The sequence below is a fragment of the Candidatus Poriferisodalis sp. genome (assembly GCF_965237655.1).
Classification (GTDB): domain Bacteria; phylum Actinomycetota; class Acidimicrobiia; order Acidimicrobiales; family Poriferisodalaceae; genus Poriferisodalis.
This window is the reverse complement of the sequence record NZ_CBDEGB010000002.1, coordinates 1179073-1195539: the sequence shown is the minus strand read 5'-3', so window position 1 is coordinate 1195539 and position 16467 is coordinate 1179073. Positions and strand designations below refer to the sequence as shown.

9 protein-coding genes are annotated in these 16467 nt (G+C 66.2%); 1 reads left to right on the top strand and 8 read right to left on the bottom strand.

The window, feature by feature from the left end:
* Window positions 1-315: 315 nt before the first annotated feature.
* The 7 genes from ACPXYO_RS13600 to ACPXYO_RS13570 all read right to left on the bottom strand — a co-directional run bounded on the left by ACPXYO_RS13600 (window position 316) and on the right by ACPXYO_RS13570 (window position 10428).
* A complete protein-coding gene (locus ACPXYO_RS13600) occupies window positions 316-1011 on the bottom strand; it encodes a lysophospholipid acyltransferase family protein (protein WP_423921456.1) in 696 nt (231 codons plus the stop codon).
* Window positions 1004-3079 (bottom strand): 3-phosphoshikimate 1-carboxyvinyltransferase, encoded by a 2076-nt coding sequence (gene aroA / locus ACPXYO_RS13595; RefSeq protein WP_423921453.1) that lies wholly within the window; start codon window positions 3077-3079, stop codon window positions 1004-1006. Before aroA ends, ACPXYO_RS13600 begins: the two co-directional genes overlap by 8 nt.
* Window positions 3076-4194 (bottom strand): prephenate dehydrogenase/arogenate dehydrogenase family protein, encoded by a 1119-nt coding sequence (locus tag ACPXYO_RS13590; RefSeq protein ID WP_423921450.1) that lies wholly within the window; start codon window positions 4192-4194, stop codon window positions 3076-3078. Before ACPXYO_RS13590 ends, aroA begins: the two co-directional genes overlap by 4 nt.
* 73 nt (window positions 4195-4267) lie before the next feature.
* A complete protein-coding gene (locus ACPXYO_RS13585; protein WP_423921447.1) occupies window positions 4268-7879 on the bottom strand; it encodes an indolepyruvate ferredoxin oxidoreductase family protein in 3612 nt (1203 codons plus the stop codon).
* A gap of 154 nt (window positions 7880-8033) precedes the next feature.
* Window positions 8034-8768: a pseudouridine synthase gene (locus tag ACPXYO_RS13580; RefSeq protein WP_423921445.1), complete on the bottom strand. Its 735-nt coding sequence runs from the start codon at window positions 8766-8768 to the stop codon at window positions 8034-8036.
* 5 nt (window positions 8769-8773) lie between these two features.
* Entirely contained in the window at window positions 8774-9595 is an 822-nt protein-coding gene (scpB, locus tag ACPXYO_RS13575; protein WP_423921442.1) for an SMC-Scp complex subunit ScpB, read from the bottom strand.
* Entirely contained in the window at window positions 9592-10428 is an 837-nt protein-coding gene (locus ACPXYO_RS13570; protein ID WP_423921440.1) for a segregation and condensation protein A, read from the bottom strand. The genes scpB and ACPXYO_RS13570 overlap by 4 nt, the downstream gene beginning before the upstream one ends.
* 138 nt (window positions 10429-10566) lie before the next feature.
* Between ACPXYO_RS13570 and trpS the strand changes: the two genes are divergently transcribed.
* Entirely contained in the window at window positions 10567-11568 is a 1002-nt protein-coding gene (gene trpS / locus ACPXYO_RS13565; RefSeq protein ID WP_423921437.1) for a tryptophan--tRNA ligase, read from the top strand.
* 104 nt (window positions 11569-11672) lie between these two features.
* Here the strand turns inward: trpS and ACPXYO_RS13560 are convergent, their stop codons facing one another.
* On the bottom strand, window positions 11673-16232 hold the full coding sequence (locus ACPXYO_RS13560; RefSeq protein ID WP_423921434.1) for a sacsin N-terminal ATP-binding-like domain-containing protein: 4560 nt from the start codon (window positions 16230-16232) through the stop codon (window positions 11673-11675).
* Between the last annotated feature and the right edge of the window lie 235 nt (window positions 16233-16467).

Genomic DNA, 16467 nt, shown 5'->3' with positions numbered 1-16467 from the left:
CGCGAAAGGCCTCGGGCGACACGCGGTAGAGACGATACCCGCCGCGGCTGCAGATGGGGTCGTGCTGAGATAGCGGCGATGGTGTGTTGCGCGGACGATACGGGGTGCTGCTGGGAATTGATCCGCTGCGGGTCTGGTGTGTCAGCAGCCTGATCGGCTGGAAACGCCTATGGCTGAGCAGGCTCGGAGCGTCATTGTGGGCGGTGGCGCAATTGGGGCAGGCTTGCTGTGCTCGTTGGCGCATACGTGCCGGACCAACCCGTCGATCTGCACACATGCAGATGACGGCCATATATCAATACGGCGCCCCGCATCTCAGTAGTAGTTGGGGGTGCCGGCGTCGGCTTGCGCACGATCGAAGAGCTCCTGGACACGCTCGCGCAGCTCCTCGGTGACCTCACGCACTGCCCAGCGTGACACCCGTCCGCTCGGCCCCGGCGGCGGCGGGTCCATCGGCTCGCCGATGATCAACTTGATCCGCCGGGGATACACGAACTTGGCGCCGCGAGGCATGGCAGCGGCAGTTCCGCCGATCCCGACGGGCACAATTGGCACCTGCGCCCGGGCGGCCAGGTACGCCGGTCCATCCATGAGCGGCAGCACCCGCGGGCCGTCCTTACGCTCGCCTTCGCCGAACATCACCACCGGACAATCGCCGTAGCGCAGCGCATCTAGCGCAATCCGCAGTGCCGCCCGGTCAGGAGCGTCGCGGTTGACGGGGAAACAACCGAACGTGTTGAACAGCCAGGCAGCAGGGCGGTACTTCCACATCGATTCCTTGCCCATCACCCGCATCTGCGCCGGAATCGCGGCGTGGATCGGCGTGTCGATATAGCTGCGATGGTTGGGCACCCACACGCACGGGCCATCAGGCATGTTGTCCAGCCCCTCGACGGACATTCGGTTCCAGGTCCGGAAGATGCCCCACAGCAGGTATTTCGCCATCTTGTACACCGCGAGGTTGAACCGGCTGTCGCGCAGGTCAACCTCGGGGCCGTCGGACTCAGACATTGTTCGCCGTTCCGGCCGGCAGTCGGAAGTCGGTTGCTGACGCGTAGAGCTCAGCGATCTGCGCCACGGCCTCATCCTGAGTCATCTCACTGGTGTCCACGATGACGGCTCGGGGCGCCACTCGCAGCGGCGAGTCGGCCCGGCCCGAGTCGAGCCGGTCCCGCTCGCTCAGCTCGGCGGCCAACACTGCCACCGCCCCGTCATCAGGAGGGGCCCGATCGGAGTTGCCGCTTGATGAGGCCTGCTGTGCGAGGCGACGACGTGCCCGTTCGGTTGGGGTGGCTGTCAGGAACACCTTCAGCACGGCGTCGGGGAACACGACACTGCCGATATCGCGGCCTTCCATGACTCCCCCGCCCAATCGATTGGCCCAATGCCGTTGGTGCTCCACGAGCACTCGCCGCACTGCGGGATTGGCCGCGACGGCGCTGACGCTGCGGTCCACTTCGCCGCTGCGGATCGCCGCCGTGGCATCGACGCCGTCCACCGTGACGCGCTGTGCGTCACCCACGCTGGAGATCTCGATCTCGGCCGTGCGGGCAATCTTGGCGACACCTTCGGCATCGTGCGGGTCGACATGTGACTGCAACGCCGCCCATGCCACCGCCCGGTACATCGCACCGGTGTCGAGGTAGTCCATCTCGAGTTCGGCTGCCACGGCACGGGCCACGCTGGACTTGCCTGAAGCAGCAGGGCCGTCAATCGCGATCACCGGCGAAATCGGCTCCCGAGCCCCCTCCGGCGGGGATCGCAGCGACTGGAGCGAGTCGAAGAATTCCGGGAATGTCTTGGCTACGCAGTCCGGGTCGTCGATTTCGATGCCCGCAACACGCAGGCCGATCAACGACATCGCCATCGCCATGCGGTGATCGCCGTGGCAGTCGACCCGGCCCACTCGCAGCCCGAACGGATTCGCACGAATCCTGATGCCGTCGGGCTCAGCAACGGCGGGGACGCCACGCTTGGAGAGCTCGGACACGGTGTCGCCGATGCGGTCGGTCTCCTTGCGGCGGATGAAACCAATGCCGCTGATGCGTGTCGTGCCCTCGGCGAACGCGGCCACTGCCGCCAGCGTCTGGGCCGTGTCGGAGCAGTCGCGCAGGTCGAATGTGCCCCCCTGCAGCGCTCCGTCCGCCGGCGCACCAACAACGACGGCATTGTGGCTGATCGCGACCTCAGCTCCCATCTCACCGAGGATCTGAGCGAAGCGGACGTCGCCCTGGATGCTGCTGTTCCCCAGGCCCTCGACACGCACACTGCCGCCGCAGAGCGCCGCCGCTGCCCAAAAATAGCTCGCGGCAGAGGCATCCGGTTCGATCGCGTAGCCCCCAGCTCGGTAGCCGCCTGGCGCCACGACATAGCGGTCTGGGCTTGGCGTGTCAATGGTTGCGCCGAACGCTGTCATCACCGCAACCGTCATGTCGATGTACGGCCGGCTCACGGCGTCTGGCGCCGAGTGGATCTGCAGGTCGATGCCACCGAGCAGCGGACCCGCCAACAGCAGACCACTGGCGAACTGGCTGCTCACGTCTCCCCGAATCCGAACCTGACGCGGTTCAGCCAGGGAGTAGACGCCGTTTGCCGAGACCACCTCAAGCGGCAGCTGGCCGGGCTCGCCCAGCTCGCGTACCTCCGCACCGAGCGAACGCACAGCTGCAATGAGGTCCCCGAAGGGACGGGCACGCAGCTGCGGATCACCGTCAAGCAGCCACCGACCGCCGATCGCTGCGAGCACGGGCAGACAGAAGCGTGCCGTCGTGCCCGATGATCTCGCATGCACCCGCGCAACACCGTCCCCCGCAGTTTGCTCAGTAGCGCTGCCAGCACCGATGCCGTTGACGACCAGCCGTGAGTTCGCGCGATCGATGCGCGCCGACGCCCCCATCGCGCGTGCGGCGTCGATCATCGCCTCGGTGTCATCGGCGAACAGCGCTCCGTCGAGCGTGCTGAGCCCGCCGGCCAGTGCCGCGCACAGCATCGCCCGGTTGGTGATGCTCTTGGAGCCTGGCACCGACGCCGTGCCTGAGACCCCGTTCGTGAAGGGGGCGATGACCCGCCCTTCGCTCATGCCAGATCGCGCGTCGTGGGGTGGTAGCCCTGCCCGGCCAGGGCGGCAAGGAAGCGCTGGGCCTCATTGCGCGCCACCACGAGCACGAGCACGCCCTCGGTTCCCTCGGGCGAGTGCGCCACCTCGATGTCGGCCACGTTCACGTCGCAGTCCGCAGCCAGCATGGTGATGGCGGCAATCTGGCCCTTGCGGTCCGGGATCGGCACCCGCACCTCGAGGAGTTCCTGGGGCCGCACGTAGCGAGACGGCAGGTTGGTGCGCGCTCGACGTGCTTGGGTGAGTACGGCGCGTAAGCCCTCGCGATCTGCTCCCGCTACCACTTCGCGCATCTGTGTCAAGCGCTCGGACAGCTCATCGAGCACGTCGACGATGGCGTCTCGGTTCTCGCCGCAGATGTCGAGCCAGATTCCCGGATGTCCCGCGGCGATCCGCGTCATGTCTCGGAAACCGCCCGCCGCGAGGCGCAGCAGCGGCGCATCGTCGAGGGCTCGTTCGTCTGCGAGGCACATCAGCGTTGCCGCAGCGAGGTGCGGTACATGGCTCACCACGGCCACGAGTGCGTCGTGTCGTTCGGGCGTCATCGTCACGACATCGGACCCGAAGCCGGTCAGCACCGTCTGGCACGAACGCAAGGCGTTGTCGTCGGTGGTCTCGGTCGGCGTCAGCGTCCACACGGCGCCGACGAACATGTCCGGGTTTGCTCCCTCAACGCCTTCCTGTTCTGAACCGGCCATCGGATGGCCCGGCACGTAGCGAGGATCTGTGATGGTCCGAGCAACCGGTGTCTTGACGCTGCCCGTGTCGGTTACCACGGCACCCAAGGCTGCGGTGTCTGCGAGTGCTCTCGTGACTTCACCGGCAAGAAATGCAGCAGGCACGGCCACGACGCAGAACATCGCCTCGGAATCGGTGCCGATGGCATCCAGACAACCAAGCTCGAGCGCCCGCTGAGCGTGACCGCCGACAGCGTCCCGCCCGGTCACATGCCAACCCGACTTGCGCAATGCAGAAGCGACCGACCCGCCGATCAGGCCCGTGCCGACGACTTGGGCGCGCCGCACCTCCCCGGTGCCAAACGACGGCACCTGCTCGGGCGCGGAGGGATCAATCGCCACGTACCGAAGGGTACCGATGCCTCCCGACCCTCCCCGTGTGCAGGCTCTGGTTACCGATCTGCCTGATCGACCTTCAGTGGGTGAGCTCGCCGACACGTTCGTCGAGCTCAGCCCGAAACGTCTCGACCGTGGCCATCTTGATGTCCTCGTAGCCGCGCACCAGCTCCGGCAACCTGGCGATGGCAACTGCCTGCTCGTATCGAGCGGCGCCGGCGTCACGCTCGAGTGCTTCGACAGCGGCATCGAGGGCGGCGAGGTACTCGTGTACCAGCGCCCGCTCGGTCCGGCGGATCTCGGTGTGGCCGAAGGGATCGAACCAGTGGCCTCGCAAGCGCTTGCCGCCCGCCAGCAGCGCGAACATCGGTCGCCACGCCAGCGAGAACCGGACCTTGCCCGTGCGCCCAAGCGCCCGCAGCACCGGCGGATGCAAGCTCCACGACACGGTGCCGTCAACCGAAGCCGCCAAGGCGCGTGCCGCCGCGTTCGCAGCCGCGTCTCCCATGAGGCGGGCAACCTCGTACTCGTCCTTGTATGCCATGAGCTTGAACAGCCCGGCCGCAGCCGAATCCGTCAATCTGGCCGAGCCGTCCCCCGCAGTCCGATCCGCACGCGCCACCCCTTCGACGGCCTCGAGGAAGTCGGCTGCCAAGCGGTCAGACTGATAGGCGCAGAGCTCTGACACGTAGGTACCGAGGCTGGATCGCAGCTCCGTCGAATCGTGTGCCGCTTTCACTCCACCCAGGCCGTCCATCATCTCGTCGATGCGAGCCGCCAAGCGTCCCGGCAACGATAATTCGCGGGCGCCGGCGTCGCTGGAGTCTCGATCCGCAGCGGGCACCGACGCTTCCGCTGCGATTGCGGCTGTCTTGGTGCCGTCTGGGTCAGCAATGATCGCCCGGCCCCAGCGGAAGGCCGCGATGTTCTGGGTCACGGCAACGCCGTTCAACTCAATCGCCGCCTCCACACTCGAGGGTGCTATAGGCAGTGCGCCCGACTGGACGGCCATTCCCACGACAAACACGTTCGCCGTGATCGTCGAGCCGCACAATGCGGTCACCAGCTCGCCGACGTCCGCCCAGTGCCGCTGCCCGTCAACAGTGACGGCCGCCACCCTCTCAAGCAGCTCGTCGGTCGCGGGCATCTCGATGTTCGGATCGGCGACCATCGGGCCGGTCGGCGTCACTGACGTGGAGCCGACGACCATGGTCCGTTGGGGGTCGGCCACATCGAGTCCCGCGGCAGACGCAGCCACGAGCAGGTCGAAGGCCAGGATCACGTCGGCCTGGCCGCTGCCAAGGCGGGCCGTAGCCGGTCGCCCGAGGCGCCGAAGCCGCAGATCGCCCACGACGGTGCCGGCTTTCTGCGAGAGACCGATCTGATCGAGCCCCCGAACCTCGAAGCCGTCGAACATCGCCGCAGTGCCAAGCACCTGGTTGACCGTCACGACGCCGGTGCCGCCGATCCCGCACATGCGCACCGACACCTCATCGGGACCGGTGAACCGAACAGGTTCGGGCAGTTCGGCTGGCGGCTCGGGCCTGACGCCAATTCCTTCTCCGGTCCGGGGCGCACGCCGCAGCGGCGCAAGCATTTGCCGCACTGCGGTGCGAAACGGTCCACGCTGGCTCACGGTCATGAACGACGGGCAATCACCGTCGAGGCACGAATAGTCGAGGTTGCAGGAAGTCTGGTCGATGTGGGTCTTGCGGCCGAAGAACGTGTCGATCGGTTGCACCGACAGGCAGTTGCTCTTGCGCCCGCAGTCGCCGCAGCCTTCGCAGATCCGCTCGTTGATCAGCACCCGCTGGGTCGGCGTCGGCTGCGTTCCCCGCTTTCGGGCCCGGCGTGCCTCTGCCGCGCACTGCTGATCGTGAATCAGCACGGTGACGCCCTCGATGCCCGCGAGCAGTTCCTGAGCTTCGGTGAGACGGTCGCGATGCCAGACCTCAACGCCCGCAGGCAACGAGCGGCTGCGGTAGGCGGAGGGGTCGTGAGTGGTGATCAGTACCTTGGCCACCCCGTCTGCCAGCAGACCCGCTGCCACCTCGGGCACCTCCAACTGGCCGGCGGGATCCTGCCCGCCGGTCATGGCAACGGCCCGGTTCCACAGGAGCTTGTAGGTGATGTTCGTGCCGGACGCCACCGCGCCGGCGATGGCCAACTGACCACTGTGGAAGTACGTCCCGTCGCCCAGATTCTGGAAGATGTGGGCCGTCTCCACGAAGGGCGACATGCCAATCCACTGAGTGCCCTCCTGACCCATGCACGTCACGCTCACGATGTCGCCGACGCGTTCGGGATTCATGAACAGCGCCATCGTGTGGCAACCAATGCCTGCGCCCACCAGCGCGCCGTCGGGCACCTCGGTGGATCGATTGTGCGGGCAGCCCGAGCAGAAGTACGGCGAACGGCTCTGTTCGGGCGGCAGTGCCAGCGGCAGCTCGATGCGCACACGCTCGGGACGGGCCCCCACGAGCCGGTCGCCGATGCGAGCCTCGAGGCGACTGCGCAGCGGCTTGATGAGGTCATCGGCGGTCAGCGCACCATACGAGCTCAGCAGCATCGCGTCGTTCTCGTCGGTCTTGCCGACGATGCGGGGATGGTGCGACTGGTTGTAGAGGGCGTCTTTCAGCAGCGACTCGATGTTGGGGCTCTTCTCCTCGATCACGAAGATCTCCGTGACCCCGCGGGCGAAGTGCCGGGCTCGCTCGGCGCTGAACGGGATCGGCATGCCCATCCGCACGAGCCGGATGCCGGCGTCTCGCACCGACTCGTCGCTGTCAAGGCCCAGCCGCCGCAGGGCCTCGCGCACCTCGCGGTATGTGATGCCCGAGGCCACGACGGCAATCCAGGCGTCGGGAGGGTCGACCGTGGCGTCGTTCAGGTGGTTGGCTGCCGCGTACGCGATGGCCAACTCGTAGCGGACCTCAACGATTTCACGCTCGATGTCGACCGTGTGCGGCGTCAGCAGGTAGCCGTCGGGCCTGTGGCGGTAGGGCTCGCCGTCGACGAGCGGGATGACCGGGTCGAACCGGTCTGGATCCAACAGGACCGTTGCGGCGCCGTCTGCCACGTCGGCCACGATCTTCAGGCCCGTCCACAGCCCCGTCGTGCGGGACATCGCTATGGCGTGACGGCCCAGATCGAGCGCCTCGGCGGGCGTGCCCGGATACAGCACCGGGATGTGCAGGTCAGCCATGGTCCCAGCGGAGCTCGAGGGAATCGTGGAACTCTTGGCGGCTGGGTCGTCGCCGGCGATGGCGACCGCGCCACCGCGAGGATCGGCGCCGGCGAACACTGCGTGCCGAAGAGCATCAGTTGCGCGGTCGACGCCGGGCGCCTTCCCGTACCACAGGCCGACCACGCCGTCATAGACGGCGTCGGGCCGGGTGGTGGCCAGTTGACTGCCCATGATCGCGGTCGCTGCCTGATCCTCATTGACAGCAGGCGAATGCACGACCGGCAGGTCGGTTGTGGCACGGGCGGCCTCGACGGCGGCGTCATAGCCGCCGAGCGGCGAGCCGGGGTAGCCCGATATGAAGGCCGCCGTGCGCAGTCCAGCCCGCCGATCGGCCCGCAGCTGCTCGATCGGCAGGCGCGCCAACGCTTGCAGCCCAGTCATGAACGTGGTGCCGCGGTCGTCCGTGTAGCGCCCCGACAGCCGGTATGTCTCAGCGAGGCTCATCAGCTTGCTCCGGTGTGCATGCGCAGGCTCTCGGGCAATTCATCAGGGTATTCTGCCTGCGCTACATCCATTGTGGTCGCTCGCTGTGACATTGACGGGCCGCCGAACTGCACGCGTCTGCGGCTGCCGGGCAGCAGTTCGCACCGCGGCCGAGTCAATCTCCGCGCCTTGCGGCCCGATGCAGCCTTCGGATCTCGTCGGCACTGAGCGATCGGTGCTCGCCAGGGCGCAGTGCTGGATCGGCAAGCGGGCCGATGCGTGTGCGCACCAACCGCAGCACCGGATGGCCCACCGCCTCGCACATGCGGCGGATCTGGCGGTTGCGGCCCTCCCCAATCGTGATGCGCAGCATTGACGGCTGCGGCATGGACACCAACGCTGGCGCAGTCTTCCCATCTTCCAACTCGATGCCATCGCGCAGTCGGGCCAGCGATCCCCGGGACGGCACCCCCTCCACATGCGCCAAGTACTCCTTGTCGACACCCCACGACGGGTGCGTCAGCCGGTGAGTCAGCTCGCCGTCGTTGGTCACGATGATGAGCCCTTCGCTGTCGGCGTCCAGCCGACCGACTGGGAAGACGCGCACTGCCGCAGGCACCAGGTCGGTCACGCAGCGTCGTCCCCGGTCATCCGATGCGGCGCTGAGCACCCCGCGCGGCTTGTTCACCAAGTAGTGGACAAGCTCCGGGTCCCAGGTGACGACGGCTCCATCGACTTCGATGCGATCTGTCGGTCCCGCACGATCTCCGATCCGGGCTGTTGTGCCGTTGACCGTGACGTGTCCCGCAATGATCAGCTCCTCGCACGCCCGCCGGCTGGCTACGCCGGCACGCGCCATGACCTTGTGCAGTCGCTCGATACCGCTTGCTGGCCCGTCAGCGGGTGCCACGTCGCCTAGCCGGTGCGGCTGGCTGCAAGGCGGTCCATGGCCTCCACCGCGTCGGGGTCCAGGCTCAGCTCCGCCAGCGACGGCAGGTCCTCGAGGCTGTCAAGGCCCAGTCGTTCGAGAAAAAGTGCTGTCGTCCCCAGCAGGGAAGCGCTGCCCGGGCCCGGATCGCGCGCGACCTCAGTGATGTAGCCCTGATTTGCGAGCGTGCGCACCACGCCGTCGGCATTCACGCCCCGGATGGCACTGATCTGGGCACGCGAGATTGGTTGCTTGTACGCAACCACGGCCAGGGTCTCCATCGCCGCCGCAGACAGCCTCCCGGATCGACGACCGCCGACGAACCGTTCGACATAGTCCGATACGGCCGGGGCGGACTGCAGCTGGTAGCCGCCTGCAATCCGCACGAGCGTGAATCCCCGCTCGGCCGTGGCGTACTCGCGAGCGAGTTCGTCGCAGACCACGTGGACCGACGCGATGGGCGCCGCGGTCACCGACGCCAGCACCTCGGCCGGCACAGGCTCGGTTGCAACCATCAGCACGGCCTCGATCGCTGCGTACAGCTCGTTGTCGTCGAGCGCTCGTAGCTCGTCGAGGGTCATCTCACCGGCGAGGATTTCCGCAGCGATGCCGTCGAGTCCGTTGCCGGCTTCTGCCACGCCGTCATCCGCGCGACCGTTCTGGGCGGGCATCGACGGGTGCGGCGGGGGTTGTGCCTGCGGCTCTGCCTGCGCGATCGGCGGCGTCGGCGGTCCAGCGACCGTGCGACCCTCATCGCTGACGAGGCGCAGGCCGTTGGTCGAGCTGTGCGGCGGACGCTTGCTGCTCACGCAGCGTCCTCGCCGTAGCCGACAGCCGATACCGGCAGCGATGCGTCGTCGCCCCCGGTCCACTCCACGCCGATATCGCCGAAGTGCTCGGCTTGGGCCAATTCCACGAGCCCCGATCCGAACAACTCGAGCACGGCCAAGAAGTACACGACGACGACGATGCGCTCGGTGAGATGCTCGGTGAGCTCGCGGAAAGATGCCGCACCGTCCACCATCAGCCGTTCGGCAATCTGGTTCAGCGCCTCGTCCACCGTGATCCCCGCAGCACGCAGGTGACCGACGTCGACACGCGGCACGGGCCTTGGCGCCAGCACGCGCTCGAGCGCTGCGGTCAAGTCGTCACGGGACGCGCCTTCGAGCAAGTCAGGGGCAAAGGCAATGAACCGCTCCTCGGGACCGGCGTTTCGGGGCCATTGCAACGTTGCGGCCAGCCACCGCTCTCGCAGTAGCCGGGCCGCGGCGCCGAACGTTCGCCCCTCGACCAGTCGCGCGAAGGCCGCGTCCCGAAGCCCGTATGCCGCCAGCTCTTCTTCCAGATCCAGCTCGACGGGCGGGGTGGGCAGCAGGCGGCGGGACTTCAGCTCGATCAGCGTTGCAGCCAGCAGCGTGAACTCGCTCGCAGCATCGAGGTCGATCCTGGCCTCACCATTGCTGTGGACGTCGGTTTCGCCGTCGGCACCGAGCGTGAGGTCCGCAGCCACCATCACGGCGACGAAGTCGTCAACGAGGCGCGTCAACGACACCTCCCAGATGTCGACCTCCTGGGAGACGACCAGCTTCACCAGCACATCCAGCGGGCCCGCGAAGGCCTCGGTGCGAACCTCGTGGGTCACGCAGCCCGAAGATACCGCGGCCCGCAGGTATGGCTCGGGACAGTTGGCGGCTTTCGATAATGGCCGCGCCAGGTGGCCTGTAGCCCAACGAGGCCTTCGCTGCGGCCCGCGCGCACCGGCCCGGTACCGTCAGGCGCCATGACACGAGTGCTCTCGGGCATCCAGCCCACCGGCGACGTTCACCTCGGCAACTTTCTCGGGGCGCTGCGCCATTGGGCGATCGATCAGCACAATGCCGACGCCTTTTACTGCGCCGTCGACCTTCATGCCGTCACCATCCAGCAGGATCCGCAACAGCTGCGCTCCGCGACGCTGGGCACGATGGCCACGCTCATCTCGGTCGGCCTCGACCCTGAGGTCTGCACGCTGTTCGTCCAGAGCCACGTTCCCCAGCACACGGAGCTCTCGTGGCTGCTCGAATGCACGGTGTCGCTCGGCGAGCTGCGACGGATGACCCAATTCAAGGACAAATCGGCTCGCTCAGAAGAGGGTGGGCAGAGCGGCGACCATGTCTCTGCCGGCTTGTTCACCTACCCGGCGCTGATGGCCGCCGACATCTTGATTTACGACGCCGACCGGGTGCCCGTCGGCGACGACCAGCGCCAGCACCTCGAGCTGACCCGCGATGTGGCGCAGCGATTCAACAGCCGCTACGGCGACACGTTTGTGATTCCCGATGCTGCTATTCCCGCGGTGGGCGCCCGAGTCATGGATCTGCAGAGTCCCACCGCGAAGATGTCCAAGTCAGCCGAGAGCCCCCAGGGGTCGATCGGCATCTTCGACGATCCTGCCGACATCTCTCGCAAGTTCGCCCGCGCAGTGACCGACTCCGAGTCCGAGGTGCGTTACGACTCCGACGCCAAGCCAGGCGTCTCGAACCTGCTGTCGATCCTGGGTGCCGCCACCGATCGCAGCCCAGCCGATTCCGCGGCGGGCTACAGCCAGTACGGGGCGCTCAAGTCCGACACCGCCGATGCGGTCATCGCGATGCTCGAGCCGATCGCCGCCAAGAAAGCCGAGCTCGATGCGGACCCCGCCGAGCTCACTCGCATCATCGCGGCCGGTGCCGACAAGGCTGAAGCGGTGGCAGCAGGCACCCTGGCTCGCGCCAAGACGGCCATGGGCTTCCTGCCCAAGTAGCGACACCCAGCACGCCCACCGCGCGATCGCGCCGACGCCTCGAGTCCGGATGGCCGGAACGAGATGAGGGGCGTAGACGGCCCGAAGCTACCCACTCTTTGAGCTCAAGGGCTTAAAGCGTTCCGAATATTTTCCCCTTCGCTGATTGGCCGTTGGTCATCGATCGGGGCGAACTGGTAAACGAGGCTCGTCGCCTCACGCAATCCCGACAGGGTGATCGCCCCCCGTTCGGTCGGGCGCAAGTTATTCAAGGGATCGTTCACAACACGGATGGTGGGCTGCGCATCGACACCCTCGATGTTGGATACGACAACGAGGAAGAAGTCAGGTGTTGTGAGCGCTCGTTGCACTTCGGAGTCCGTGAGCGTTACCTGGTCCGGTTCCGACCCGGCTGAGACCTTCAACTCGTAGAACTTATCTAGCTGATCGACCGCATCGGCACCGACGCCGCGCTGGGTGCGCAGGTCGACGATGTCGTCCTGGTCGGTGCCCAGCAGCATTTGCAGAAGCTCGAAACCCACGTCTTCCCGGTCCACGTCGGAGTATCCGCGCAATGGAATCCTGTTCTGTGGTCGGCGCGAGCCTCGCTTCGGCTCGTTGAGGCCGCTGCGGGCCGCTTTCCCACCCGTTCCGCTGGCACTACTGAGCGATACGTTGTCCTCACGCCCCATTGGATCGACGAGCATGAGCGATTGCGGCTCTACCAGTGTCCTGAGAGCGGTCGCAGGCGGAGACTGCTGCCGCTGCCTGCTCTCTTTTCCGGCGACGTCGGATGACTGAGTCTTGCCTCCCGGCCGGGCATCAGGACTTCGGAGTGAGCGGTGCTTTTGGGCGGTGCTCTTCCGCCACTCCGCTAGATGACTGCCTGCCTCCAGTTCCGCCTCGGCGCGTGCAGCGCGCTCGCGGGCAAGTTCAACGCTTCGCACCTCAATTCCTTCCTCCGCTTGGTCGCACGCGGCTCGCCATGCCTGCGCGACGAGTCGTGCTCCGCCCTTGAATAGCGCCGCGAGCGCTCTGCCTCCCCCATCCACGCGGGCGAGTGCCGCGGGTTCTGTGACAAAGACCGTGGCACGGGCGGTGTCGACTTTCGCCTTCACATCGCAGTCGTACTTCTGGCCCGAGGCAACTCGTACTGCGAGTGCGAGCGACGGGTGAACTTTGACAACGTACGCCTCGAGATTGGCCCAGGACTCCGTGCAGCGTTCGGCGAGTCTTGGGTCGTTGCGCTGTAGGTCGTCGCGCAGCAGTTCCACGGCCCGTCGGAAGAGTTCCGTCAAGTAGAGGTCGTTCGCCGCATGTTCGGGTTCGATTACTTCAGCTTCGCTGGCCCGGATCGCCGTGACTCGCAACGGCTCGAGCAGAGACTGGAACTGTTCAAGCCCTCCGCCCGGGCGCCAAATCGGAAGCCGGTCACCCAGCCCGGCAGCCAAGACGGGGTCGTCGGTTGCATACACAGGACGGTCGCGCCTCCACCCAATGCTCGTCCACAGCGCCAATTTCACCAGTTTCCGGCGCTCGACGGTGTTCCCGCGTGCATGGTGCTCGGCGAGTGTGCGCATGGTTTCCAGCAGGATTGCTTCCTCGGTCGCATCGGGTGCATCTTGGCGACGGAATGCGGCCTCCCTGAGTACGTTCAGGCAATCGTCCGGTGACGGCATCCTTAGACGTAGGGCACGCCACAACGGTTCGCATCCTCTTATCGCTGGAGCGAACGGGCGAAGGCGTCCAAAGATCGGCGGTCCCGCGAGCACATTTCGAGGAGACAGCCAGCCGAGATCCGTGAGCACAAGACCGTGGCGGGCGAACTCCGCCCACAGTTGATTCTCGGTCAGGTCGGAGTCGGTGTGCGCTCCAAGGCTACGCGCAAGAGCCCGATAAACGAGAGCCGAGTCGTGTCGCTGGTCCTCTGGTGAGACCTCATCTTCGTGCGAAGCCTGCCGAAGTGCCCGGAGCCGTTCTACAAGTTCGGATCGGCTGGGATCACTCGAAACGCCGACCGCCGCCAGGAGAGTGCGACGACTTGGCTGATCCAGGTCCTTGTGCAGATAATCCGGCGAGTTCGCGCCATATATCGCCTCGGTGCCCGGCGTACGAACGCGCAACGCGGTTGGTTTGCGCGCAGTGCCACTCTCATCGTCGAGCCAAGCAACGTCTCCGGCCTGCGCGAGCCAGAAGGCACGGATCCTTCCCTTGGGCCTCCAGACGTAGTAGCCCTCGACAGCATCGACTTCGGCGAAATCGCTCAAGCGACGGTCCCACCCCCGCCCGAGTGCCACCAGCAGTGCACCGGCTCGCTTTCGCCGAAGTCCTCCCCGGCGCTCCCGCGAAATGTCCGCTATCACCGCGAAGAGATCAGGGCTGTCGTGATCCTCAAGTGTGTAATCGGCGCCCCGTTCAGTCATCGCTGAGCTGCGCGCCTCCGGCCCGCCCTCGACCCTCTTGAATAGCCCCTGGCGGCTGTCGTTTTGGTACGGCTGCCTCAGCTGCGGATGCGGTCGAAGTCGCGGCGCGGTCGCGGCTCCTAGCAATCGAAGGAAACGGAGGGCGCCGATCCCTTCTCGACCTGCTTGCGAGCGGAGAGTTCTCGCGTAGCGGTCGCTCAGCCACACAAGCCCTTGTGATTTGCCAGCTGCGGCGGCGAAACTGTCCGGGTCCCGATCGATCGAACGCGGCAGGTACGCATCGACAGGCCGAGCCGATCCGGTTTTCTTGTGCCCCCCTGCGTCGTAGATGTACGACTCGAGCCGAACGGCACGGCCAACATCAGGTCCAAGAGCCGCCCGTTCGTTCCGAGTCATGCGCTCGAGTGCATCCCCGAGTGCACGCACCTGTTCATCGGAAAGCGGTGAGCCAATGGGGCGTCCCGACCGCCCAGCCTCGGCGAGGCGGCGCACCACTTCACCGTCGTCGGAACCATCGAGCAGAGCTCCGCACTCCCGCAGCCATGCGAGAACTGCAGGGGCGCCGTTTGTGGATGCCAAGTGGGCCGGGTGAAGCAGGGTGGTGATGCCCAGTTGCTCCGCGAGCGGCGCAGCTTCTACAGAGACCGCCGCTGCAGAGTTCCCGGTCGGCGGCACTAGCCGTCGCCCGTCGTGAGATATCACGCACGGGAGTTCGAGCAGTCTCGCGCCGAGTCGCTCCGCAAGCGCCGCAGCGACGAGCGCTATGGCCAGACTGGCTGACCGATTCTCATCGCCCACGAGGTCGAGCGCCCGCTCAACGCTGACTGGTTCGGGAAGGTCATCTCTGTAGCTTCGCCAGTCCTCCAGTACCGAACGCCATCTCCCGGCTGGATCCCTGACGCCGGACGGCAGCGTCGCGCTGAGCCCGGCCAATTGGGCGGTTTCGGACTCTTGCAGGAGTCCCTCCAGCGGCTTCGCCTCTAATGCAAGCTGCGACAGGTTGATGTTGCCTTGTTCGGGAACCGAGAACGACAATCGGGATGCAACTGCCCCTCTCGCCTTCTCGATGACGGCGGCTTCAAGGGCCCTGACCACAGGTGACGAAGGCTCTTCTTCACGACTGTGTGGCAGTGGTATCGCGTGCCAGGCAGCCTGAGGGTCGCGTCCGAAGAGGTCGAGTACCGCTTCCGACCACAGTTCCGCGACGAGGTTTACGAGCACTTGGTTCCACGCGGTGTCGGCGAAGTCGGCTCTACTGATGAGGGGATCGAACTGTGCACTTGCGAAGAGCGGCGAGCGAGTCGACGCCACCGGCAGCCCTGCGTAGATCTGACCCTTTTCGGTGGGGCTGAACGGGACCGCGACTGCGATCGGAGTGATCGACGCTGTCGCCTTGTTTGCACGCGAGACACCCGCAGGGGCTGGAACGTTGGCGCTGTACGCGGCCCACGAACGCCCGTCGGCTGCGCTCGCGTGCTCTCGCGATACTGCCGGGAGCTCTGAGCCCAACATCAAATTCTCGTCCGTGCGCCGCGCGAGCTCAAGCTGGCGAATTGTGTCGCCGTTCGGATCCAGCAGGGTCACACGAGCCACATGGCGGAGGAACAGCAAGGCAGAGTCGTCCCAGCCGTCGAACCAATCCTCAAGGTCCCGCGATCGCCACGTCCCGGCCTGTAGAGGAATCCGCATCGTGGTCCACCCAGGTTCACACAACCACGATGGCAGTTCCGGTGGCCGAGCGGGAGCGACCGTCGGATCGCCGATCCGGACGTGGTATGGGGCGCAGTGCACCTCAAGCGTGGACGACAACGATTGAAGAGTGGAGAGTCCTACGCCGAATCTGCCGATGGCACTCGCATCATCAGCCTTGGTGCTCAGCCACGGAGTCGCCAAGCCGAGCACATGCTCGAGGCGCACAGGAGTGCCATTGTGGCTCGCCAGCACTTCGGCTGGCCTCAGCAGAAAGCGCACATCTGAGGCCTCTACATCGTCGGCGTTCTGAACGATCTCTGCGACGCCCTGGAGCCGATCGCTTGTGATGAGGGTCCCGCTGTTTCTGGCTCCATCGAACGCCGTTGCGACGAAGCCCGGGAGTTCCTCAAAGAGTTCCCCGAGACGTTGGACCGCCGCCCGGGCTTCCTCTGGGCCGGTTGGCTCAAACGAGGAGCCACACGCGGCAGCAAGTCCCGGTTTGAAGAGCTGTTCGGCAGCCTCAATGGCCTGCGCGATTGGACCGTTGTCACCCACCAAGTTCTGTTGCATTGATTCGCTCCCGGGGTGCCAAGGTCTTGACCAAGAGGTCTACGAACACCGCAGCGCCGAACGTACATCCTGCCTGTACATAGCCTTATGCGGCGCCGTCGCTACTTGGTCAAACGGAGCCGGGCGGCGCGACGCACTCGGCTGGTTGCCGGTAACCGCAGCAATCCGGTGGTAGTCAGCGCCGTAGTGGACGACCGTCAGGTCGTTGAGCTCGGCAACTGCAGCAATCAACAAG